We start from the raw sequence: 21,566 nt of genomic DNA, 5'->3' as shown, positions 1-21,566 counted from the left end.
TCCGGGTTCGTCAGCCGACGAAGGCGCCGGAGTCGTAGCCGTAGGGGTCGGAGTACGAGCTGCTGAAGCCGGCGAAGACCACGAGCGCGATGATCCACAGGATCCAGAATCCGGTCATCACCCAGCCGGCGATGATGCCGGTCAGGGCGAGGGCACGGCCGCCCTCACCGTTCTGCTTGATCTTGCCGAGGGCGATGTGGCCGAGGATCGCGCCGGCGGGGCCGAGCAGGATCGCCATGAAGAACAGCGGGATCGCCCCGAGACCGAACACGATCGAGAGCACCGCGAGGGTGTTCGTCTTCGGGCGCTGCGCGTAGGGCTGGTACCCGGTGGAGGCGTAGGACGCCGCGTACGGGTTCGACTGCTGCTGCGGCTGGGCGTACGGGTTGCTCGGCTGCTGACCGTACTGGCCGCCCTGCTGCTGGCCGTACTGGGCACCGGACGGCTGCTGGTACGGGTTCGACTGCTGCTGCGGCTGCGCGTAGGGGTTCGACTGCTGCTGCGGCTGGCCGTACGGGTTCTGCTGCTGGCCGGGTGCCGAGTACGGGTACTGCGGAGCCGACCGGGGCGCGGACTGCGGCGCCTGGGACCCGGACGCGCTCGACGTCGGGTTCGAGGACCCGGTCGAGTTCGACGCGTTCGACGACTCGTCCGGCTTCGGCCACTGGTTCTGATCGGACACCGGTCCACCCCTCTCGGCGCCTGGTCGGTCGACGCCCGACCTGAATCCTCCCACAAGGACCCGCAGCGGGTTCAGCGCCCCGGGCTGCCCGACCCTCCGTCGGACCAGGACGGGCGTCAGACCTGGACGGTCGTCACCGGCAGCGTCGAGTCCGCGGCGAACCCGAGGTCGCTCGGCGCGTGCCCCTCGGCGACGAGCCGCGCCCCGACCGCCGCGATCATCGCGCCGTTGTCGGTGCACAGGTCGAACGGCGGGATGCGCAGCGCGACCCCGGCGGCCGCGCACCGTTCCTGGGCGACGGCCCGCAGCCGCGCGTTCGCGACGACGCCACCGCCGAGCAGCAGTCGGTCGACGCCGGTGTCCCGGCACGCGGCGAGCGCCTTCGTCAGGAGCACGTCGACCACGGCCTCGCGGAAGCTCGCGGCGACGTCCGCGACCGGCACCTCGCGACCCTCGTCGCGGCACTTCTCGACCCAGCGTGCGACGGCGGTCTTCAGCCCGGAGAACGAGAAGTCGTAGCGGTGCGCCGCCATGTCCTTCGGCAGCGTCAGGCCCCGGGGGAACCGGATGGCCGTCGGGTCGCCGTCGGCAGCGGCGCGGTCGATCTGCGGGCCGCCGGGGTACGGCAGCCCGAGGAGCCGTGCCACCTTGTCGAACGCCTCGCCCGCGGCGTCGTCGATCGTCTCGCCGAGCAGCTCGACGTCGCCGACCAGGTCGCGGACGAGCAGCAGCGACGTGTGCCCGCCGGAGACCAGGAGCGCGACGGTCGGCAGCTCGATCGCGGAGTCGTCGGCCCGGAGCACGTCCGCGCCGACGTGCCCGACGAGGTGGTTCACGCCGTACAGCGGCTTGCCGGTGGCGACCGCGAGGGCCTTCGCCGCACCGACGCCGACCATGAGGGCACCCGCGAGGCCCGGGCCGGCGGTGACCGCGACGGCGTCGAGCTCGTCGAGCGTGACGCCCGCGCGCCGGAGCGCCTCGTGCAGGGTCGGGGTCATCGCCTCGAGGTGCGCACGGGCCGCGACCTCCGGGACGACCCCGCCGTACCGGGCGTGCTCCTCCATGCTCGACGCGATGACGTTCGCGAGCAGGGTGGTCCCGCGGACGATGCCCACGCCGGTCTCGTCGCAGCTCGTCTCGATGCCGAGCACCAGGGGACCCGACCCCGGTGCTGTGTCGTCATCCGTGGCGCAGCTCGTCTCGATGCCGAGCACCAGGGGTTCATTCGCGCTCACCGAGGGTCTCCTGTCCGATGGGTCCGATGCCGGTCGAGGCGGGCGTCGCCGGGCGCTGCGGGATCGTCGCCCGCATCACCCACGCGTCGACGCCGTCCGGCTGGTAGTAGCGGGGACGGACGGCGATCTGCTCGAAGCCGGCGGCCGTGTACATCGCCTGTGCCACCGGGTTGTCGGCGCGGACCTCGAGGAAGACCTCGTGGACGTCGCGACGGCGGGCTTCGTCGAGCAGTTCGGTGAAGAGGACCTTGCCGAGGCCCCTCCCCCGGTGCTCGGCCGCGACCGCGATGGTCTGCACGTCCGCGACGGGGTTCCCCGCCAACGACGACAGCCCCGCGTAACCGATGACGGTGGGCGCCCCGCTGTCGGTGGTCTCGAGCACGACGTAGTACCCGTGCGGGGACCACAGCTCGCCGGCCATCTGCGCCGCCGACCAGGCATCGGTCGGGAACGAGGCGTGCTCGAGCCACATCACGTCGTCGAGGTCCTGCGGGACCGCCCGGCGCAACCGCAGCCCGTCGGGCAGCTCGCTCACCGGACTACCCGCTTGGGCGCTCCCGGCATCGTCACGTCGGGGTCGCGCAGGTAGAGCGCGGTGTCGTCTGCGAAGGGCGCGCCGGACGCGAGCTTGTCCGCGGCGAGCGCCCCGAGCCTCCAGGCCGGGATGGTCGCGACCGTCACGCGGTCCCAGCCCACCGCGTCCGGACGGGAGGCACGGATCGCCTCGTCCAGGTCCGCGGGCTTCGCGAGACCAGGACCCGCGACCCGCGTCCCGGTCTCGTCGTAGGCGCTCCAGTAGACCTCGCGGCGGCGCGCGTCCGTGAGGACGACGAACGGGCCGTCGGCCGACTGGTCGGCGGCCACGGCGTCGTGGCTGACGAGGGGCAGGACGGGGACGCCGCGTGCCGCGGCGAAGGTGCGGGCGGCGGCGATGCCGACGCGGAGGCCCGTGAAGGGGCCGGGCCCCGTGCCGGCGACGACGCCGGTCACGTCGGCGCCGGTGATGCCGGCCTCGGTCAGGACCTCGGCCAGGAAGGGGCCGACCACCTCGGCGTGCCGACGGGAGTCGTCGGTGCTGCGCTCGGCGACCGCGCGCCCGGTGGCGGGGTCGACGACGGCGACGGAGGTACCGGCGGACGTGTCGATGGCGAGGAGCACCCGTCCATCGTAGGCGTCCGGCGACCGGTCACCCGAAGTGCGGACAGCGGGCGTTCTGCCCCTGCACTGGGGCATCCCCGACCGCTCCCAGCCGACGCTCGGAAGCCGACAATCCACGGTGCAGGCCGTTCGGGTCGGTCTGCGCGGTGCGGACCCAGGGACGGTCCGCGCCCGAGGGAGCAGCACATGCAGCGCACCACCAGGGCGTCCGTCGCGACGGTCCTCCTCACCGCGGTCCTCGTCGCCGCGCCGCTCACGACCGGGTCCGTCGCCCAGGCGGGGACACCGGCGACGCCGACCGGGACGTTCACGCAGACGTTCCGCGAGGACTTCACCACGCCGGCGGCCGCCAACGGTCCGTTCGCGAAGCGGTACGCGAACGCGTGGCAGCCCTACCCGGACGGGATGGGCGACGGCAAGTACTGGTCCGGCTCGCAGGTCAGCGCGCACGACGGGGTGCTCGACGTCACGCTGGACGGGAAGCGCGGTGCCGCCGGCACCTTCGGGACGCAGCGCGGCGCCTGGGACTACGTCGGTGGGACCTTCACCGTGCGGGCGCGGGCGACGGGTGGCGACGGGAACGGGGCGGCGTTCATCGTCTGGCCGAAGTCGAACGTGTGGGCGGACGGCGAGATGGACTTCCCCGAGGGGAACTTCGACCAGGTGCCGTACGCGTTCCACCACTCGATGACGCCCGGCAAGGAGGCGTCGGCGATCGCCGTCGCCACCAAGGCGTCGTGGCGCGACTGGCACACGTACTCGGTGCAGTGGATCCCGGGCCGATCGGTGACGTACTCGATGGACGGCCGGGTCCTGCAGACCGTGACCCGCGACGTGGCGACCACCCCGCACCGCTTCATGTTCCAGACCGGGAACTGGGGGAAGAAGGGGCACCTGTACATCGACTGGGTGACGATCGCCTCCTGGAAGCCCTGAGCCCGGAGGTTGTACCCCGTCGTCGCAGCGACGAGGATGCTGGCCGGTGATGTTCCAGCGGACGCCGGTCCCGGAGCACCGCAGGAGGGGTGCGGCCGTGGTCGTGGATGCTCGAGGGGACCCGGGGCAGTGGCGTCGGAGGGGGCTCACGCCGCCGGCGGAACACGCTGCGATGGTCGAGGCCCGGCTCGGGTGGCTGCCGATCGACGACCCGACCTCCGCGGACTTCTTCTTCGATCCGCTCGACGGCTCGGTCGGCGAGGTCAGAGCGTGACGTCGGCCCAGCGCGGGCCGGTCGCGGTGACGATCACCCGACGCGGCTCGTCGGGGACGTCGTCCGGGTCGAGCGGCGCCGCCGACGCGGCGCGCTCTGGATCGGCGGTGTCGCCGCCGGTCGCCCGGACGATCTCGACGTCGAGCACGTCGTCCGAGATCCCGTCGACGAACCCGCGACCCCACTCGACGACGACGATCGAACCGTCCCAGTCGAGGTCGAGGTCGTCGAGCTCGACCGGGTCGGACAGCCGGTAGGCGTCGACGTGCACCAGGTCGGGGCCGGCCGTCGTCGGGTGGGTCCTGGCGAGCACGAACGTCGGGCTCGACACCTGCCCCCGGGCTCCGAGCGCGGCGCCGAGGCCCCGCGTCATCGTGGTCTTCCCGGCGCCGAGCGGCCCGGTCAGGACGACGAGGTCCCCCGCGCGCAGGACCCCGGCGAGCCGGGCACCGAGCGCGGACATCTCGTCGGTCGTCGACACCGTCGTGTCGAGCAGCACCCGCGGCGCGGCGGTCACGCGTGCGTCCCGTGCGCCTGGTGGTCGCCGCGGTGGTGGTGGTCGCCGCGGAGCCACGAGCCGACGCGGCCCTCGACCTCGTGGCCGACGTACTCGCGGGGCACGCGGGCGCCGATGCGGCACGTGACCTCCTCGCCGATGGAGTCGACCGCAGCACCGAACTCCAGGACCGTCATCTCACCGTGCTCGCCCGTCCCGAACAGCACGACGGGGTCGCCGACGCGGACGTCGTCGTCACCGACGTCGACCAGGAACTGGTCCATCGCGACCCGGCCCGCGATGGGGTACCGACGGCCGCCGATCGACACCTCGACACGTCCCTGCGCCCGGCGCGGCACACCGTCCGCGTAGCCGACGGGCACGAGCGCGAGGGTCGTCTCGCTGGTCGTGCGGTACGTGTAGTCGTAGGAGACCCCGGTGTCGACCGGGACCCGCTTGGTCTTCGCGACCGAGGCCGTCAGGGTCATCACGGGCTCGAGCCCGAGGTCCGCCGCGGAGACGCCGTCGGCTCCAGGCATGCCGAACAGGTTCGCCCCCATCCGGACCATGTCCTTCCGGAACTCCTTGCGCTCGAGGCCGGCGAGCGACGCGGCGACGTGCTCCATCGGGACGTCGAGCCCGAGGTCCTCGGCCTGCTCGACCGCGGCGTCGAACAACGCGACGGCGGCGCTGTCGTCGTCGTCCGAGGACTCGGCGAGGTGCGTGTACGCAGCGACGACCTCGATGCGTCCGGCACGCTGCGCGTCGACCGCCAGCGCGACGAGGTCGGGCCAGGTCTCCGCGGTCGCGCCGTCGCGGTGCAGCCCGGTGTCGACGCCGAGGTGCACGCGCGCGGGGCGCTGGTCGACCGCGTCGACGACCCGCTGCAGTTCGGCGGCGTTCGAGACGCCGAGGTCCACCGCGGAGTCGATCGCGTCGCGGAAGTCGAGTGCCGGGTCGTGCTGCCACGTGAACAGCCGGACGTCCTCGCCGACGCCGATCGCCCGCAGGCGCAGGGCAGCGGGGACCGTGAGCACGCCGATCCACCGGACCCCGGCGTCCACCGCGGCGAGCGCGATCGGCTCGAGACCGTGGCCGTACGCGTCGGCCTTCATGATCGCCATGACCTCGACCGGGTCCATCCACTCCCGGACCAGGTCGAGGTTCGACCGGTAGGCGTCGAGGTCGATCCGGGCCCGGCGCAGCGGCGCGTTCACGTCGTCCTCCGTTCCACGCTGCGGCCGACCCGTGCGGCCACCTCGTAGTTGATGGTGCCGATCGCGTCCGCCCACTCCTCGATCGCGGGGTCGCCGTCGGCCGGGTCGCCCCAGAGCACGACCTCGTCGCCGACCCGCACGTCCGCGTCGCCGACGTCGATGTGCATCGCGTTCATCGCGACCCGGCCGACGACCGGGAACCGCCGGTCGCCGATCCGCACCGAGACGTGTCCGCCGGACGCCCGGTCGAAGCCGTCGGCGTACCCGAGTCCGATCACCGCCAGGCGGGTGTCGTGCTCGGCACGCCAGGTGTAGCCGTAGCTGACGCCCTCGCCCGCACGCACCGGCACCGTGCGGAGCACCGCGGCCGTCACGCGCATCGCGGGCCGGAGCCCGAGGTCGGCGGACGAGCGGTCGGCGAAGGGGCTCAGCCCGTACAGCGCGATCCCGACCCGTGCGGCGTCCCGTCGGGTCTCCGGCACCGCGATGCTCGCAGCGCTCGCGGCGAGGTGCACGACATCCGGCACGACGCCGTTCGCGGCGAGACCGTCGAGCGCGCGCTGGAACGCGGCGTCCTGGTCGAGGTCGTCCGCGCGGGACGCGTTCGACAGGTGCGACATGAGGCCCTCGATCCGCGTCCGGCCACCGCCGCGGGCGATCCGACCGGCCGTCGCGAACAGCTCGGCCCACTCGGACTCCACCGCGCCGTTGCGGCTCAGGCCGGTGTCCACGCAGAGGTGCACGACCGGGACCTCGGCGTCGGCGGCCGCGGCGAGCTGGTCGACGCTCGACACCGCGGGCGTGACGTCGTACCGGGCGGCGCGACGGAAGTCCTCGTCCGGGGCGTGCAGCCACGCGAGGATCCGGACTCCCTCGTCGATGCCGGCCTGCCGGAGCGCGATGCCCTCGTCGAGGTCGGCGACGCCGAGCCACTCCGCGCCGGCGTCCACGAAGGCCCGGGCGGCGTCGACGGCGCCGTGGCCGTAGCCGTTCGCCTTGACGACCGCGATGACGCCGGACGGGGCCACCCGTTCGGCGACCGTCGCGTAGTTGGCGATCAAGGCCTCCCGGTCGACCGTGATGCCGGTGAACGCACTCACACCCTGTCCCCTGCCCCTTCGATGACCACGAACGCCGTGGCGATCCCACCATCGTGCGACAGCGACAGGTGCACGCTCGACACCCCGCGCCGGTCGGCGACGTCCTGCGCCCCGCTCCGGAGCGTCAGCGACGGGTTCCGCTGGTCGTCGGATACGACCTCGAGGTCCTGCCAGCTGAGCCCGGCGCTCGACCCGAAGGCCTTGATGAGCGCCTCCTTCGCGGCGAACCGGGCCGCGAGCGACGCACTCGGCCGCGGTTCGCCGTCGCGCAGGAGCTCCGACGGGGTGAACAGCCGCGTGCGCATCGCCGGAGTCCGGTCGAGCACCCGCTCGAACCGGTCCAGGTCGACGACGTCCACCCCGATGCCGATGATCATCGTGCGACTACTCGACGGTGACCGACTTCGCGAGGTTGCGCGGCTGGTCGACGTCGAGGCCCTTGGCCGCGGCGAGCTCCATGCCGAACATGTGCAGCGGCGCGACGGCGAGGAGCGGCTCGAAGAGCGGCGTCGCGAGCGGGATCCGCAGGACCTCGTCCGCGAAGGGGAGCACGGCGGCGTCGCCTTCCTCGGCGATCGCGATCACCCGGGCGCCGCGGGCGCGGATCTCCTGGATGTTCGAGACGACCTTCGGGTGCAGGGACCGCGGGTCGCGGGGGGACGGCACGATGACGAAGACGATCTGACCGGGCTCGATCAGGGCGATCGGACCGTGCTTGAGCTCGCCGGCGGCGAAGCCCTCGGCGTGGATGTACGCGAGCTCCTTGAGCTTCAGCGCGCCCTCGAGCGCGATCGGGTAGCCGACGTGCCGGCCGAGGAACAGCACGCTGCGGGTGTCCGCCATCCACTTCGCCAGCTCGCTGACCCCGGCGGCGTCGTCGATGGTCTGCTGCAGCTTCGGCGCGAGCCCCTCGAGCTCGGCGACCTGCTCCGCGATCTGCTCGGCCGTCAGCGTCCCGCGCAGGGTCGCGAGGTGCAGCCCGAGCAGGTAGAGCGCGACGCCCTGGGCGATGAACGCCTTCGTCGAGGCCACTGCGACCTCGGGCCCGGCGTGCGTGTAGATCACCGCGTCGGACTCGCGCGGGATGGTGGCGCCCTGGGTGTTGCAGATCGACAGGACCTGCGCGCCCTGCTCCCGCGCGTACTTCACGGCCATGAGCGTGTCCATGGTCTCGCCGGACTGGCTGATCGAGACGACGAGGGTGCGCTCGTCGAGGACCGGGTCGCGGTACCGGAACTCGTGGGCGAGCTCGACCTCGACCGGGACGCGGGCCCACTGCTCGATGGCGTACTTGCCGAGGATGCCGGCGTAGGCGGCGGTGCCGCAGGCGATGACGATGACGCGGTCGACGGTGGCCAGGCGGTCCGCGATCGGGTCGAGGTCGGTGAGCGTCACCGCGCCGTCGTGCACGCGGCCGAGGATCGTCTTCGCGACGGCCTCGGGCTCCTCGCTGATCTCCTTCGCCATGAAGGATGACCAGCCGCCCTTGTCGGCGGCCGAGGCGTCCCAGCTGACCTCGAACTCCTCCGGGGTGGCCGGGGTGCCGTCGAAGTGCACGACCTCGACGCCCTCCGGACGGATCGTGGCGATCTCGTCCTGGCCGATCGCGAGGGCACGCTGCGTGTACGCGACGAACGCCGCGACGTCCGAGCCCATGAAGTTCTCGCCGTCGCCCAGCCCCACCACGAGCGGCGAGTTCCGGCGGGCACCGACGACGACGCCGGGCTGGTCGGCGTGCACGACGAGGAGCGTGAACGCACCCTCGAGCCGCTGCACGACCTGCTGCATGGCGGAGGTCAGGTCACCGGTCTCGCGGTACGCCCGGCCGACCAGGTGCGCGGCGACCTCGGTGTCGGTCTCGCTCGTGAACGTGACGCCCTCGGCCAGGAGCTCGTCCTTCAGCGGGGCGAAGTTCTCGATGATGCCGTTGTGGATGAGCGCGAGCTTGCCGCCGTCCGCCAGGTGCGGGTGCGCGTTGCCGTCGGTCGGGCCGCCGTGCGTCGCCCAGCGGGTGTGCCCGATGCCCGTGCCGCCGTCCGCGATCGGGTGCTCGGCGAGCTCGTCGACGAGGGCCTGCAGCTTGCCGGCCTTCTTCGCGGAGGCCAGGTCGTGCGACCCGTCGACGACCGCGATCCCGGCCGAGTCGTAGCCGCGGTACTCGAGACGACGGAGACCGCCGAGGAGGACCTCCTGGCTGCTCTTGGTGCCGACGTAGCCCACGATTCCACACATGCGACCGATCCTACGGTCTGCCTGGGGAGCAACCCTGCACGCTCGCAGGACTGGGGATACCGTTTGGACCATGGGACGTTTCGACGACATCGCGATCACGACGCTGCACGGTGAGCAGACCACGTTCGGGCAGTTCGCGGACAAGGCCGTGCTCGTGGTGAACGTCGCGTCCCGCTGCGGGCTCGCACCGCAGTACGAACAGCTCGAGGCACTGCAGCGGCAGTACGGGCCGCGCGGCTTCACGGTGCTCGGCTTCCCGAGCAACCAGTTCCTGCAGGAGCTCGGCTCGTCCGAGGCGATCGACGAGTACTGCTCCACGACCTGGGGCGTCACGTTCCCGATGTCCGAGAAGGTCAAGGTGAACGGCAAGGGCGCACACCCGCTCTACCAGGCGCTCAAGGAGACCCCCGACGCGTCCGGCAAGGCCGGCCGGGTCAGCTGGAACTTCGAGAAGTTCCTGGTCGCGCCGGACGGCACGGTCACCCGCTTCCGTCCCACGACGAAGCCGGACGCCCCCGAGGTCGTCGCCGCCATCGAGGCGGCCCTGCCCGCCTGACCGGCTCGGACCGCCCGACCGGCGCGCGACCGCCGGACGCGCACCGCCACACCGGACGGGAGGCACGGATCACGCGGGCCGGTCGGCTGACGTGATCCGCGCCTCCCGTCGGTACGCTCGTGCCCATGCCGATCCCGGAAGCCACCGTCGCGCACCCGACCCCGTTCGTGGAGATCCCGCGCGACGAGTGGTCGCAGCTCGCGCCGAAGGAGCACCTCTCGCTCACCGAGACCGAGATCGTGCAGCTGCGCGGCCTCGGGGACCGGCTCGACATCCGCGAGGTGCAGGAGGTCTACCTGCCGCTGTCCCGGCTGCTCACGCTCTACGCGGCCGGCGCACGGAACCTGCACGCCGAGACCAGCCGGTTCCTGGGGGAACGCGCCGGACGCACGCCCTTCGTGATCGGGGTCGCGGGGTCCGTCGCGGTCGGCAAGTCCACCGTCGCCCGCCTGCTGCGCGAGCTGACGAAGCGCTGGCCGGACACCCCGCGCGTCGAGCTCGTGACGACGGACGGGTTCCTGTACCCGAACGCCGAGCTCGAGCGCCGCGGGATCATGGACCGCAAGGGCTTCCCGGAGTCGTACGACCGGCGGGCGCTGCTGCGCTTCGTGAGCCAGGTGAAGAGCGGCGCGGCCGAGGTGCGGGCGCCGTACTACTCGCACCTGGTCTACGACATCGTGCCCGACGCCGAGATCGTGGTGCGGCAGCCGGACGTCCTCATCGTCGAGGGGCTGAACGTGCTCGCGCCGCCGGTGCACGGGCGGCTCGCCCTGTCCGACCTGTTCGACTTCACGATCTACGTCGACGCGAAGACCCGGGACATCGAGTCCTGGTACGTCGACCGGTTCCTGGCCCTGCAGGAGCAGGCGTTCTCGAGCCCGGACTCGTTCTTCCACCGGTTCGCCTCGCTGTCCCGCGAGGACGCCGTGCGCACCGCGACCGACGTCTGGCGGGCGATCAACGAGCCGAACCTGCTCGAGAACGTGCTGCCGACCCGCTCCCGGGCGACCCTGGTGCTCCGCAAGGGCGCGAACCACGAGGTGTCGTCGGTGTTGCTCCGCAAGATCTGAACCGCCGGGCGCCCGCTCGCAAGACGCAACGAGGGCGGTTCCTCGCAGCGGAGTACCGCTGCGAGGAACCGCCCTCGTTGCGTTTCGCGGGAGCTACGGAGGTGGCTCGACCCGCCCTACGCGGCGTCGAGCGCCAATCGGTCGGACACGACGGCCGCCAGTTCCTCGGCGACGCGCTGGGCCTCGTCCTGCGAGGCGGCCTCGACCATCACGCGCACGACGGGCTCGGTGCCCGACGGACGGAGCAACACGCGTCCGGCGTCCCCGAGCGCGGCAGAGGCGGCGGTCACCGCGTCCTGCACGCCCTGGTCGTCGAGCCCGTGGCGGTCGACCCCGCGGACGTTGAGCAGCACCTGCGGGAACACGGTCATGCACGACGCGAGCTCCTGCAGGGTCTTGCCCGTGCGCGCCATCTCCGCGACGAGGTGCAGCCCCGTCAGGACGCCGTCCCCGGTGGTCGCGTGGTCGCTGAAGATGATGTGCCCGGACTGCTCGCCGCCGAGCGAGAACCCGCCCTCGGTCATCTTCTCGAGCACGTAGCGGTCACCCACGCCGGTCTCGAGCACCGTGATGCCCGCGTCCGCCATGGCCCGCTTGAGCCCGAGGTTCGACATGACGGTGGCCACGAGCGTGTCGGAGGCCAGCAGCCCCCGCTCCTGCAGGGACAGCGCGAGGATCGCCATGATCTGGTCGCCGTCGATCGCGTTGCCGGCGGCGTCGACCGCGAGGCACCGGTCGGCGTCGCCGTCATGCGCGATGCCGACGTCCGCTCCGGCCTCGAGCACCGCGGCGGCGAGGTTGTCGATGTGCGTCGAGCCCACGCCGTCGTTGATGTTCATGCCGTCCGGGTCGGCGCCGATGAGCGTCACCCGGGCACCGGCGTTGACGAACACCTCGGGCGAGACGCCGGCTGCGGCACCGTTCGCGCAGTCGAGCACGACGTGGATGCCGTCGAGCCGGTGCGGAAGCGTGCCGAGCAGGTGCACGACGTAGCGGTCCTCGGCGTCGGCGAAGCGCGTGATCCGGCCGACGTCGCCGCCGGTCGGGGTCGGTGCGGACTGGTCGTGCATGGCCGCCTCGATGCGGTCCTCGACCTCGTCCGGGAGCTTCCGGCCGCCCGTGGCGAAGAACTTGATCCCGTTGTCCGGCGCCGGGTTGTGCGACGCGGAGATCATCACGCCGAAGTCGGCGTCGATGTCGGCGACCAGGAAGGCCGCCGCGGGGGTGGGGATGACCCCGGCGTCGAGCACGTCGACGCCGGCGGAGGCGAGCCCGGCCGCGACCGCGGCACCGAGGAACTCGCCGGAGACGCGCGGGTCGCGCGCCAGGACCGCGCGCGGGCGCGGTCGACCGGACGCCCGGCGGGCGTCCGCATGGTGTCCGTGCGTGAGCACGGCCGCGCTGGCCTGGGCGAGACCCAGAGCCAGCGCGGCCGTCAGCTCGCCGTTGGCGAGACCACGAACACCGTCGGTACCGAACAGACGCGGCATTGCGATCGGGTTCGCCAGGCGACTAGCGCTTCGAGAACTGCGACGCCTTGCGGGCCTTCTTGAGACCGGCCTTCTTGCGCTCGATGACGCGGGCGTCACGGGTGAGGAAGCCGGCCTTCTTGAGGGTGGCGCGGTTGTTCTCGCGGTCGATCTCGTTCAGCGCACGCGCGATGGCGAGGCGGAGCGCACCGGCCTGGCCCGAGGGGCCACCACCGGTGATGCGGGCGGTGACGTCGTAGGCGCCGAGGAGCTCGAGCACCTTGAACGGGTCGTTGATGAGCTGCTGGTGCAGCTTGTTCGGGAAGTAGTCCTCGAGCGTGCGGCCGTTCACCGTGAAGGTGCCGCCACCGGGGACGAGGCGGACGCGTGCGATGGCCTCCTTGCGGCGCCCGACGGCACCGCCCGAGACGTTGAGGATCTGGCGGGGAGCGGCCTCGGACGCGACGGGCGCGCTCTCGGTCGTGAAGCTCTCCGGGGTCTGGTCGAGGGAGTCAGCGATCTGTGCCATGAGTTGAATCAGTCCTTGAAGTCGTCGTGGCCGGAACTACTGTGCGACCTGGTCGAAGGTGTACGCCTTGGGCTGCTGCGCGGCGTGCGGGTGCTCCGGGCCGGCGTAGACCTTCAGCTTCTTGAGCTGCTCACGGCCGAGGGTGTTCTTCGGCAGCATGCCGCGGATCGCCTTCTCGACGGCGCGGGTCGGGTGCTTCTCGAGCATCTCCGGGTAGGAGGTCGCGGTGAGGCCGCCCGGGTAGCCCGAGTGACGGTAGTAGACCTTCTTCGCGAGCTTGGAGCCGGTGAGGGCGACCTTGTCCGCGTTGATGATGATGACGTGGTCACCCATGTCCATGTGCTGGGCGAAGGTGGCCTTGTGCTTGCCGCGCAGGAGCGCCGCGGCGTGGGTGGCGAGGCGGCCGAGGACGACGTCGGTCGCGTCGATGACGATCCAGTCGTGCTGGACGTCTGCCGGCTTCGGGGAGAACGTACGAGTCACAGGAGTGCTGCTTTCGTGTCGAGGTGAGGAGTCCGTGAATCCCGCTCCGGTGGGTGTTCCTCGTGCGATGCACGCGGAACTGCCCGGTGGAGGGCTCATCTGACTGTCCGGCGCACGGGGCGCACAGACCAAGGAGAGAGCCTACCCGACGCGGCTCACCACGGCAACCACGCGCCGGCCTGGAGGCACGGGGCGGGCCCGCCACGCGCCTCCCGTCTGCCGCTCGGTCGCGTCGTGACCCGCGCTGCCCACCGCATCCGGGGCGGACCCGTGCGCGCCCCCGCGACGGACGACGTCCCCGCTGTCGGTCGACAGCGGGGACGTCCCTGTGGGGCTCGAGCGCGACGTGTCAGGCGGCGCGTGCCGTCCGACGACGGCGAGCGACGAGCACGCCGGTGCCGGCGGCGAGCAGGAGCAGCGCTGCCGCGATCCCGCCGGAGAGCTCCGTGCCGGTGAAGGCGAGTGCGCCCGTGGCGGGGTCGATGCGGATCGGCGTCCAACCGACCAGTGAACCGTCCGCGGCGGTCACGGCGAGGCGGTGCGCCCCGGTCGTGGTGCCGGCCGGCACGGTGACCCGGACGGTGCCGTCGGCGGCGACCACGGGGGTGCCGAGGAGCACGGGTTCGGAGTACAGCCAGACCGAGATGCGCTCACCGGCGCGGGCGGTCCCGACGCCGACCGTGATGGTCTCGCCGGCGCGGGCCGAGGCCGGGCCCGTGACGCCGCCGCGGTTGCCGTCCGTCAGCGAGTCGGCGTCCGGGGCGACGGGCGTTCCGGTGCCGATCCCGCCGCCGCTGCCGGTGCCGTTGCCGCCGCCGTTCCCGTTGCCGTTGCCGTTGCCGTTGCCGGGGGTGCCGCCGTTCCCGTTGCCGGGGGTGCCGCCGTCACCGTCCCCGTCACCGGGCTCGGTGGTGTCGCCGGAGGCCACGTCGAACCCGACCAGGATCGGGTCGTGGTCGCTCGCGCGGTACACGTCGTCGCGGTACAGGTCCGTGACGTTGTAGTCGTAGCGGCTGTACTCGAGGCCCACCGACTCGACCGAGTTGATGTTCCAGATGTCCACGCCCGTGACGTCCTCGAGCGCGGCGGGCGACGCGAGCACGTGGTCGAGCGAGCCGCTCAGGCCGCTGAACACGTAGGAGTACTCCGACGCGTCCGCGGCCGGGCCGAGGTCGGTGTAGCCGGCGTCCCGCAGGACGACCATCGGGTCCTCCTCGCTGTAGGCGTTGAAGTCACCGAGCATGAACACGCGGTCCGTGCCGTACTTCGCCTGCTCCGCGGTCGAGAACGCGGCGAGCGCCGTGGCCTGCCGGACGCGCGACTGGTTCGACGCGCCCTGCCCGTCGCCCTGGTCGGCGTCGGCCCCGGTGCCGGAGCCCTTCGACTTGAAGTGGTTCGCGATCACCAGGAAGTCGTCGTCCGCGGTGCCGCCGACCGGGCGGAACGCGTCGGCGACGGGCTGGCGGGCGTTGACGAAGGCCGGGTCGTCCAGGATCGTCGACTCGCCGACGGGCGCGACGCGGTCCTGCTTGTAGATGAGCGCGAGACGGATGACGTCCTCGCTCGCGGGCACCTTCGCGGGCGACTTCACGTACGCCCAGGTGTCCTGACCGGTCGCGGCGTTCAGCGCGGCGACGAGCGTCGCCACGGCCGCGTCGCGATCCTGCCCGAAGCGGGCCGAGTTCTCGATCTCCTCGAGCGACACCACGTCGGCGCCCAGGCCGTTGATCGCCTTGACGATCTTGACCTGCTGGCGGGCGAGGTCGTCGGCGTTCGCAGCGCCACGGGCGTCGCAGCCGCCGCGGACGGTCACGGGGTCGCCGTCACGGTCGGTGTAGTACGTGCACCCGGTGAGCTGGTCGCCGGTCGTCGGGAAGTAGTTGAGCACGTTGAAGCCGGCGAGCTTGAGGTCGCCGCCGACCTGCTCGGGTGCCGCGGTGCGGACGTTCGAGAACGTCGCCGGCAGGTCCGCCGCGGGGGTGGCGCCCGTGATCGGCGTGGTCGGCTGGAACTTCCACGCGTCGTTCCGGTAGTCGAGCACCACCGGCTTCGTGAAGGTCGTCGCGGCACCGACCGTCACCGGACCCTGGGTGAGCCACGACACCGGCACCGACTGGTTCGCGGCGCTGAGGAAGTTCGTGCTCGCGCCGTCGTCGAGGACCACCTTGCGGGCGGCGTTGTCGGCGGCGACCGCGGCGGCCTCGGCACTGCCCGGACGGGCGACCTCGGTCGGCTGGACGAGCCGCTTCGTCCCGGTGGCGAGCGTGACCTCGCCGTACTGGTTCGTCGTGTAGTTGTCGGCGACGGTGTAGTCACCCTGCGGTGCGACGAGCATGCTCTCGAGCGACTCGCGCTGCGCGTCGGTGCGGGGGAACGTCAGCGTGGCCGGGATCGGCTGCACGACACCGGCTGCGGGGAGCTTCGTGAGGCCGGCGGTCGAGGGCACCTCGAGCTCGGTGAGGCCGTTGTACTCGGCGACCGTGCCGGTGAGGCGCACGGCGTCACCGATCGCGACGCTGCCGACGGTCGACGCGGAGAACACGAAGACGGCGTCCGACGCGGTGTGGGTGGCGAGGTCCAGCGCACCGCCGGTCCCCGCGGTCTGCACCGTGTAGCCGTTCAGACCACCGGTCGCGTAGACGGCGGTGACGACGCCGTCGGTGGTGACGCTCTTGCCGACGAAGGGCGAGGACGCGCCGGTGCCCTGCAGCTGCGCGATGGTGACCTGCTCGGCCGGTGTCGTCGGCGTCCCGGGGTCGGTCGGGGTGCCCGGGTCGGTCGGGGTCGTGCCGCCGCCCTGGCCGCCGGCGTTCCGGGGGGTGATCGTCGCGGTGAGCGAGAAGTCCAGGGCGTTCGCGTCGGTGTCCGCGGCGTCCGTCCGGGTCAGCGCGTCGGGGACGGTGTTGCCCGTGCCCGTGGTCGCGGCAGCCGTCTCGAACGTGTTCGAGGTGCCGTAGCCGAGCACGTCGACGACGCCGGCCGTCCCCGCGGCGACCGTGCCGGCGGGGAGCGCGAGCGGCGTCTGGCCGTCCGAGAGCACGAGCGTGCCGGAGGAGCCCGACGGGTTGAGGCCGGTCACGGCGTCCGCGGTCGGCAGCGCCTGGCCGACGGTGCCGTTCGACCCCATCTGCACGAGGTACGAGCCGTGCGCCGGGACGGAGCCGGACAGCTTGCCGACGTTCGTCGCCGACGGTGCCGCTGTGCTCGTCGCGGAGCGGTACTGCAGCGACCAGCCGTCGACGCTGACGGCCGCGTCGGTGGGGTTCTCGAGCTCGACGAACTTGTTCGTGAAGGGCTGGTTCGCGCTGCCGCCCTTCAGGTACGCCTCGCCGATCACCAGCCCGGTGCCGGCGGGGTTCGCCAGTGCGGTCGAGACGGACACGAGGGGAGCGGCGACGAGCGTCGCCGCCACGGTGGCGCACAACACGGTGCGCCGCAGGGTCTTGGGCATGCTGACCTTCGGGAGGAGGAGGGGGACCCCAGCACGCTAGCCACCTGTCGGGTCGCTCAGGTTTCCGGCAGGTGAACGATCCGGTCCACCCCTCGCCGGGGGCCACCCCGCCGCGCGGTCAGTGCGCGACCGGCACCCACTCCCGCCCGACCCGGTGCACCGCGGGCCCGTGCCCCGGCAGCAGCACGCCCGGCATCGGCAGCGCCCGCGCCGACTCGAGCGCACGCTCCTGGTCGGCGGTGAAGAACGGCGTGATCATCCGCGGCCGGGGCGACCACGACGCGGGCTGCGTGTCGTGGTGCGACACGACGGCGTCGCCCGTGACGATCGCGTCCGCCGCCGGCAGCAGGTAGGCCGTCGACCCGTCGGTGTGCCCGTCGGCCGGCAGCGGCGTGATCGCCCGCCCGGCGAAGTCGGCCCCGGTGAAGGCGCGGACGGACGGCACGGTCGTGGGGCGGAGGGCGTCGGAGCGCAGGGCGCGGGCGAGCCAGCGGAGCGTCCGGGGTGCGGCGAGCCGTCCCCCGATCTCGGCCGGGGTCACCTGCTGCCGCTCGGGTCCGCGGACGTTGTCGAGCTCGTCGGCGTGCGCGAGGACCTGCACGTGCGGGTGCCGCTCGAGGATGCCCGGGATCCCACCGACGTGGTCGACGTGCCCGTGGGTGACGTACACACGCCGCAGGTCGGCGAGGTCGTGCCCGGCCCAGCGCACGGTCTCGAGCACGAGGTCGCTGTCCGCCGGGTAGCCCGCGTCGATGAGGGCGACGCCGTCCTCCTCCGCGAGCACGACCCAGTTCGAGACCGGCCCCTCGACGAAGACGACCCCGGGGGCGACGGAGACGACGGACCGGGGTTCGCGGGAGCTCATGCCCCGACGGTACCGGCGTCCGGCTCGTCGTCCGTCCGCCGCGCACGCGTCTGCGACGCGCGGGCCGCGAGTTCGTCGTCGGCCGGGTACCCGACCTCGGTCAGGGTGAGTCCGACGGCGGGCGCGACCGCGAAGGCGCTGGTCCGCTGCTCGGCGACCCGGAGTTCCTCGAGCCGGTCCGGGCCGAAGCGGCCCTCCCCCACGGCGATGGTCGCGCCGACCATCGCGCGCACCATGGAGTGACAGAAGGCGTCGGCCTGGAGGCGCGCCACCAGCACGCCGTCCGGCTCGCGGTCCCAGCGGAACTCCTGCAGCGTCCGGATCGTGGTCGCGCCCTCGCGCGGCTTGCAGAAGGTCGCGAAGTCGTGCAGGCCGAGCAGCGTCAGCGCACCGCGCTCCATCGCCACCGGGTCCAGCCGCGTCGGGTGCCAGAGCGTGTGCCCCCGACGACGCGGATCGCGACCGACCTCGGCGTCCGCGACCCGGTACTCGTAGCGCCGCCAGAGCGGGGAGAACCGGGCGTCGAACCCGTCCGGCGCGACCGACGCCCGCGTCACCACGACGTCCCCGGTGCGCCCGGCGAGCCCGTTCAGCCGCTTGACGAGCCCGTCGAGCGACGTCCGCGGCGGCCCGTCCGGCGCCGACCGGCGGGGTCGGGTCAGCGCCCCCCACTGTTCCGCCGACAGGTCCAGGTGCGCGACCTGTCCGGTCGCGTGCACCCCCGCGTCGGTGCGTCCCGCGACGGTCAGGAGCGGCGGCGCGCCCCACCGGGTGAACACCGTCGCGAGTGCGTCCTCGAGCGCCCCCTGCACGGTCCGCAGGCCCGGCTGCCGGGCCCACCCCGAGAACGCGGCTCCGTCGTACGCGACGTCCAGGCGCACCCGCACCGCTGCCGAACCGACCGTCTCGTCCACGCGAGCGAGCGTACCGGGGGCGAGGCGCGCCTCCCGTCCGGCGGTCGCCGTGCCGCGCGACCGCGAGCCGGTGTCAGCGCGTGTCAGCCCGTGTCAGTGCCACGTCAGTGGCGCGTGAGCGCCCCTCGGCACCATCGACCTCGACATCGACGAAAGGACCATCCCGATGACCACCACCCCCCTCGCGGTCGAGGCAACCGGCCTCGTCAAGACCTTCGGGTCGAACCGCGCCGTGGACGGCGTCGACCTCCGTGTGGAGGCCGGGACCGTCTACGGCGTGCTCGGGCCGAACGGCGCCGGCAAGACGACCACCATCTCGATGCTCGCGACCCTGCTGAAGCCGGACGGCGGCGAGGCCCGCGTCTTCGGCCACGACGTCCGCCGCGAGCCGCAGGCCGTCCGCTCCCTGATCGGCGTGACGGGGCAGTACGCGAGCGTCGACGAGACCCTCAGCGCCACCGAGAACCTCGTCATCTTCGCGCGGCTGCTCGGCCTGTCCCGCGGCGACGCGAAGCGCAAGGCGACCGAGATGCTCGAGCGGTTCGGCCTGACCGAGGCGGCCTCCCGACCCCTCAAGGCGTTCTCCGGCGGCATGCGTCGGCGCCTCGACCTGGCGGCGAGCCTGATCGCGCAGCCGCCGCTGATCTTCCTCGACGAGCCGACCACGGGGCTCGACCCGCGGACCCGCGCGCAGATGTGGGACACGATCCGGGAGCTCGTCGCGACCGGGTCGACCGTGCTGCTCACGACGCAGTACCTCGACGAGGCCGACCAGCTCGCCGACCGCATCGCCGTGATCGACCACGGCCGCGTCGTCGCCGAGGGCACCGCCGACGACCTGAAGTCCTCGGTCGGCACGGCCTCGCTGCAGCTGCGCCTGGCGGACGCCGATCCGGGGTCCCTCGCGACGGCGGCCGCGCTCGTCGAGCGAGTGCTCGGCACGCCAGCCGTGGTCAGCCCGGAGGGCGCGCGCCTGACCGCACCGATGACGGCGCCCGACCGCGTCACCGACCTGCTCGTGTCGTTCCGCGACGCGGGTGTCTCCCTCGCCGAGATGAGCGTGCAGAAGCCGACGCTCGACGAGGTGTTCCTCACCATCACCGGTTCGCCGTCGTCCCCGGACGACCAGGCCGAGACCGAGCGCGCGCTCGAAGGGAGCCTCGCATGACCACCGTCCTCGAACCCACCACCACCGCCGCGCCCCGGGTCACCCCGCGTCCGGGCGTCGGCGGCTCCGGCCTCGCGGCCACGGTCCGCCAGTCGTTCACGATGGCGTACCGCGGCCTCGTCAAGATCCGTCGGACGCCCGAGCAGCTGTTCGACGTGACGCTCATGCCGATCGTCTTCACCGTGATGTTCACGTACATCTTCGGCGGCGCGATCTCCGGCGACGTCGGCAGCTACCTGCCCGTGATCATCCCCGGCATCCTCGTGCAGACGGCGATCACGTCGTCGGTCGTCACCGGTGTCCAGCTCCGCGAGGACATGGACAAGGGCGTCTTCGACCGCTTCCGATCGCTGCCGATCGCCCGCATCGCCCCGTTGGCCGGCGCCCTGCTCGCCGACACCGTCCGGTACGCGATCGCCACGACGATCACCTTCGTGGTCGGCATCGTGATGGGCCTGCGCCCGGCCGGCGGCCTCGGTGCGGTGCTGCTCGCCGCCCTGCTCGTGATCGTGGTCGCGTGGGCGATCAGCTGGGTCTTCGCGTACTTCGGCGTCATCGCCCGCACCGCGTCGAGCGTGTCCGGCATCGCGAACCTCGTGCTCTTCCCGCTGACGTTCCTGTCGAACGCGTTCGTCCCGACGAACACGCTGCCCGCGTGGCTCCGGTGGTTCACCGAGGTCAACCCGGTCTCGCACCTCATCACGGCGGTCCGCGACCTGGTGAACCACGGCACCGTCAGCGGCGACCTGTGGCTCAGCCTGCTCGGCGCCGCGGTCATCGTCGCGGTGTTCGCGCCGCTGACGGTCCGCGCCTACATGCGGAAGGCCTGACGCACCCGCTGCGCGGTGCGCCTCACCGCTCGACGCGGAGCTCCTCGAGGAGCGCCCGCGTCCGCACGACGACCTCGTCCGGCCCCCAACCGGACGAGGTCGTCTCCGCGTCCGCCAGTGCCTGCTCGCCGACACCGGCCACCAGGAGCGGTCGGACCCGTGCGTGCGCGAGGACGGCGTAGTCCTGCCGGGTGCCGACCCGCGTGGCGACCGCCCAGCAGCGGGCCGCGTCCGCCGTGCGGCCGTCCCGCAGCAGCGCGATCGCCAGGCCGAGCAGGGCGGTCCCGACGACCGGCATGTCGAGCCACGCGGACCGCAGGCGCAGCTGGACGAGGGCCCCGGTCCGCAGACGGCGTGCGACGTCGCGTTCGCCGGCCGGGAGGCGCGTGCCGGCCCCGTCGGACCGGCTCGCGTCCGCGGCGCGGTCGGGTCCACTTCCGCGGTCGCGTTCGGGTTCGTGCTCGCGCTCGCGATCGACGCCGAGTGTGCGCGGTGGGCGGGCGACCCGGACCGCGCGGCCGCGGCGTACACCGCGGCGTGGGACCTGCTGCGGGACCCCCGCACGCGCGCGGTGCACTGGCGGTTGATGGCCGGCGCGGCCCGCATCGCCGCCGTCGACGAACGCGAACGAGCACGTGTACGCGGGCGCGAGCGCGAACGCGAACGCGAGCACGAACCCGAACGCGACCGCGGAAGTGGACCCGACCGCGCCGCGGACGCGAGCCGGTCCGACGGGGCCGGCACGCGCCTCCCGGCCGGCGAACGCGACGTCGCACGCCGTCTGCGGACCGGGGCCCTCGTCCAGCTGCGCCTGCGGTCCGCGTGGCTCGACATGCCGGTCGTCGGGACCGCCCTGCTCGTGATCGTGGTCGCGTGGGCGATCAGCTGGGTCTTCGCGTAC

Annotated in this window: 22 protein-coding genes; 6 read left to right on the top strand and 16 right to left on the bottom strand. The window is 72.9% G+C overall.

Annotated features, from left to right (window positions below; translation table 11 throughout):
- Positions 1-10 precede the first annotated feature (10 nt).
- The 4 genes from HUN59_RS02130 to tsaB form a co-directional block, all read right to left on the bottom strand.
- Positions 11-682 (bottom strand): DUF4190 domain-containing protein, encoded by a 672-nt coding sequence (locus HUN59_RS02130; RefSeq protein WP_174777357.1) that lies wholly within the window; start codon positions 680-682, stop codon positions 11-13.
- Positions 683-798: 116 nt separating this feature from the next.
- Positions 799-1,887 carry a tRNA (adenosine(37)-N6)-threonylcarbamoyltransferase complex transferase subunit TsaD gene (tsaD, locus tag HUN59_RS02125; RefSeq protein WP_441307034.1) on the bottom strand — a complete coding sequence of 363 codons (1,089 nt, stop codon included), beginning with the start codon at positions 1,885-1,887 and terminating at the stop codon, positions 799-801.
- 16 nt (positions 1,888-1,903) lie between these two features.
- On the bottom strand, positions 1,904-2,452 hold the full coding sequence (gene rimI, locus HUN59_RS02120; RefSeq protein WP_254629968.1) for a ribosomal protein S18-alanine N-acetyltransferase: 549 nt from the start codon (positions 2,450-2,452) through the stop codon (positions 1,904-1,906).
- Entirely contained in the window at positions 2,449-3,075 is a 627-nt protein-coding gene (gene tsaB / locus HUN59_RS02115; protein WP_174777356.1) for a tRNA (adenosine(37)-N6)-threonylcarbamoyltransferase complex dimerization subunit type 1 TsaB, read from the bottom strand. The genes rimI and tsaB overlap by 4 nt, the downstream gene beginning before the upstream one ends.
- Before the next feature lie 186 nt (positions 3,076-3,261).
- Here tsaB and HUN59_RS02110 point away from each other — a divergent pair, with 186 nt between their 5' ends.
- Complete coding sequence (locus tag HUN59_RS02110; protein WP_174777355.1) at positions 3,262-4,011, top strand: glycoside hydrolase family 16 protein; 750 nt, start codon at positions 3,262-3,264, stop codon at positions 4,009-4,011.
- A 263-nt stretch (positions 4,012-4,274) separates the two neighbouring features.
- On the opposite strand, the gene tsaE is transcribed toward HUN59_RS02110, so the two are convergent.
- The 5 genes from tsaE to glmS are packed head-to-tail and all read right to left on the bottom strand — an operon-like array spanning position 4,275 to position 9,330.
- On the bottom strand, positions 4,275-4,802 hold the full coding sequence (gene tsaE, locus HUN59_RS02105) for a tRNA (adenosine(37)-N6)-threonylcarbamoyltransferase complex ATPase subunit type 1 TsaE (protein ID WP_254629967.1): 528 nt from the start codon (positions 4,800-4,802) through the stop codon (positions 4,275-4,277).
- On the bottom strand, positions 4,799-5,998 hold the full coding sequence (gene alr, locus HUN59_RS02100) for an alanine racemase (RefSeq protein ID WP_174777354.1): 1,200 nt from the start codon (positions 5,996-5,998) through the stop codon (positions 4,799-4,801). Before alr (HUN59_RS02100) ends, tsaE begins: the two co-directional genes overlap by 4 nt.
- Positions 5,995-7,098 carry an alanine racemase gene (alr, locus tag HUN59_RS02095; protein ID WP_174777353.1) on the bottom strand — a complete coding sequence of 368 codons (1,104 nt, stop codon included), beginning with the start codon at positions 7,096-7,098 and terminating at the stop codon, positions 5,995-5,997. Before alr (HUN59_RS02095) ends, alr (HUN59_RS02100) begins: the two co-directional genes overlap by 4 nt.
- The gene (locus HUN59_RS02090) at positions 7,095-7,475 is read right to left on the bottom strand and encodes a holo-ACP synthase (RefSeq protein WP_058743050.1); all 381 of its coding nucleotides are present in this window, start codon (positions 7,473-7,475) and stop codon (positions 7,095-7,097) included. The genes alr (HUN59_RS02095) and HUN59_RS02090 overlap by 4 nt, the downstream gene beginning before the upstream one ends.
- 7 nt (positions 7,476-7,482) lie before the next feature.
- Positions 7,483-9,330, bottom strand: coding sequence for a glutamine--fructose-6-phosphate transaminase (isomerizing) (gene glmS / locus HUN59_RS02085; RefSeq protein WP_174777352.1), 1,848 nt, complete (start codon positions 9,328-9,330; stop codon positions 7,483-7,485).
- Between the two features lie 70 nt (positions 9,331-9,400).
- On the opposite strand from glmS, the gene HUN59_RS02080 reads away from it, so the two are divergent.
- Positions 9,401-9,886 (top strand): glutathione peroxidase, encoded by a 486-nt coding sequence (locus HUN59_RS02080; protein ID WP_058743048.1) that lies wholly within the window; start codon positions 9,401-9,403, stop codon positions 9,884-9,886.
- A 125-nt stretch (positions 9,887-10,011) separates the two neighbouring features.
- Entirely contained in the window at positions 10,012-10,956 is a 945-nt protein-coding gene (gene coaA, locus HUN59_RS02075) for a type I pantothenate kinase (RefSeq protein WP_174777351.1), read from the top strand.
- Between the two features lie 116 nt (positions 10,957-11,072).
- Here the strand turns inward: coaA and glmM are convergent, their stop codons facing one another.
- The 6 genes from glmM to HUN59_RS02045 form a co-directional block, all read right to left on the bottom strand.
- Complete coding sequence (gene glmM / locus HUN59_RS02070; protein WP_174777349.1) at positions 11,073-12,446, bottom strand: phosphoglucosamine mutase; 1,374 nt, start codon at positions 12,444-12,446, stop codon at positions 11,073-11,075.
- Positions 12,447-12,468: 22 nt separating this feature from the next.
- A complete protein-coding gene (gene rpsI / locus HUN59_RS02065; RefSeq protein ID WP_058743227.1) occupies positions 12,469-12,954 on the bottom strand; it encodes a 30S ribosomal protein S9 in 486 nt (161 codons plus the stop codon).
- 36 nt (positions 12,955-12,990) lie between these two features.
- Positions 12,991-13,437, bottom strand: a complete 447-nt coding sequence (gene rplM / locus HUN59_RS02060) for a 50S ribosomal protein L13 (protein WP_058743226.1) — start codon at positions 13,435-13,437, stop codon at positions 12,991-12,993.
- 349 nt (positions 13,438-13,786) lie between these two features.
- Complete coding sequence (locus HUN59_RS02055; protein ID WP_217483603.1) at positions 13,787-16,888, bottom strand: ExeM/NucH family extracellular endonuclease; 3,102 nt, start codon at positions 16,886-16,888, stop codon at positions 13,787-13,789.
- A gap of 118 nt (positions 16,889-17,006) precedes the next feature.
- The gene (locus HUN59_RS02050) at positions 17,007-17,753 is read right to left on the bottom strand and encodes an MBL fold metallo-hydrolase (RefSeq protein WP_058743224.1); all 747 of its coding nucleotides are present in this window, start codon (positions 17,751-17,753) and stop codon (positions 17,007-17,009) included.
- Entirely contained in the window at positions 17,750-18,667 is a 918-nt protein-coding gene (locus HUN59_RS02045) for a tRNA pseudouridine synthase A (RefSeq protein ID WP_254629966.1), read from the bottom strand. The genes HUN59_RS02050 and HUN59_RS02045 overlap by 4 nt, the downstream gene beginning before the upstream one ends.
- Before the next feature lie 166 nt (positions 18,668-18,833).
- On the opposite strand from HUN59_RS02045, the gene HUN59_RS02040 reads away from it, so the two are divergent.
- Positions 18,834-19,835, top strand: coding sequence for an ATP-binding cassette domain-containing protein (locus tag HUN59_RS02040; RefSeq protein WP_174777348.1), 1,002 nt, complete (start codon positions 18,834-18,836; stop codon positions 19,833-19,835).
- A complete protein-coding gene (locus tag HUN59_RS02035) occupies positions 19,832-20,665 on the top strand; it encodes an ABC transporter permease (protein WP_058743221.1) in 834 nt (277 codons plus the stop codon). Before HUN59_RS02040 ends, HUN59_RS02035 begins: the two co-directional genes overlap by 4 nt.
- Positions 20,666-20,687: 22 nt before the next feature.
- Here the strand turns inward: HUN59_RS02035 and HUN59_RS19310 are convergent, their stop codons facing one another.
- Positions 20,688-20,963 carry a hypothetical protein gene (locus HUN59_RS19310; RefSeq protein ID WP_217483605.1) on the bottom strand — a complete coding sequence of 92 codons (276 nt, stop codon included), beginning with the start codon at positions 20,961-20,963 and terminating at the stop codon, positions 20,688-20,690.
- Between the two features lie 159 nt (positions 20,964-21,122).
- Between HUN59_RS19310 and HUN59_RS19305 the strand changes: the two genes are divergently transcribed.
- Positions 21,123-21,566 (top strand): hypothetical protein (locus HUN59_RS19305; protein WP_217483604.1); only part of this gene is annotated, 444 nt, incomplete at its 3' end.

The organism is Curtobacterium sp. Csp2 (assembly GCF_013347165.1).
This window is presented reverse-complemented; position numbering and strand designations above follow the sequence as displayed.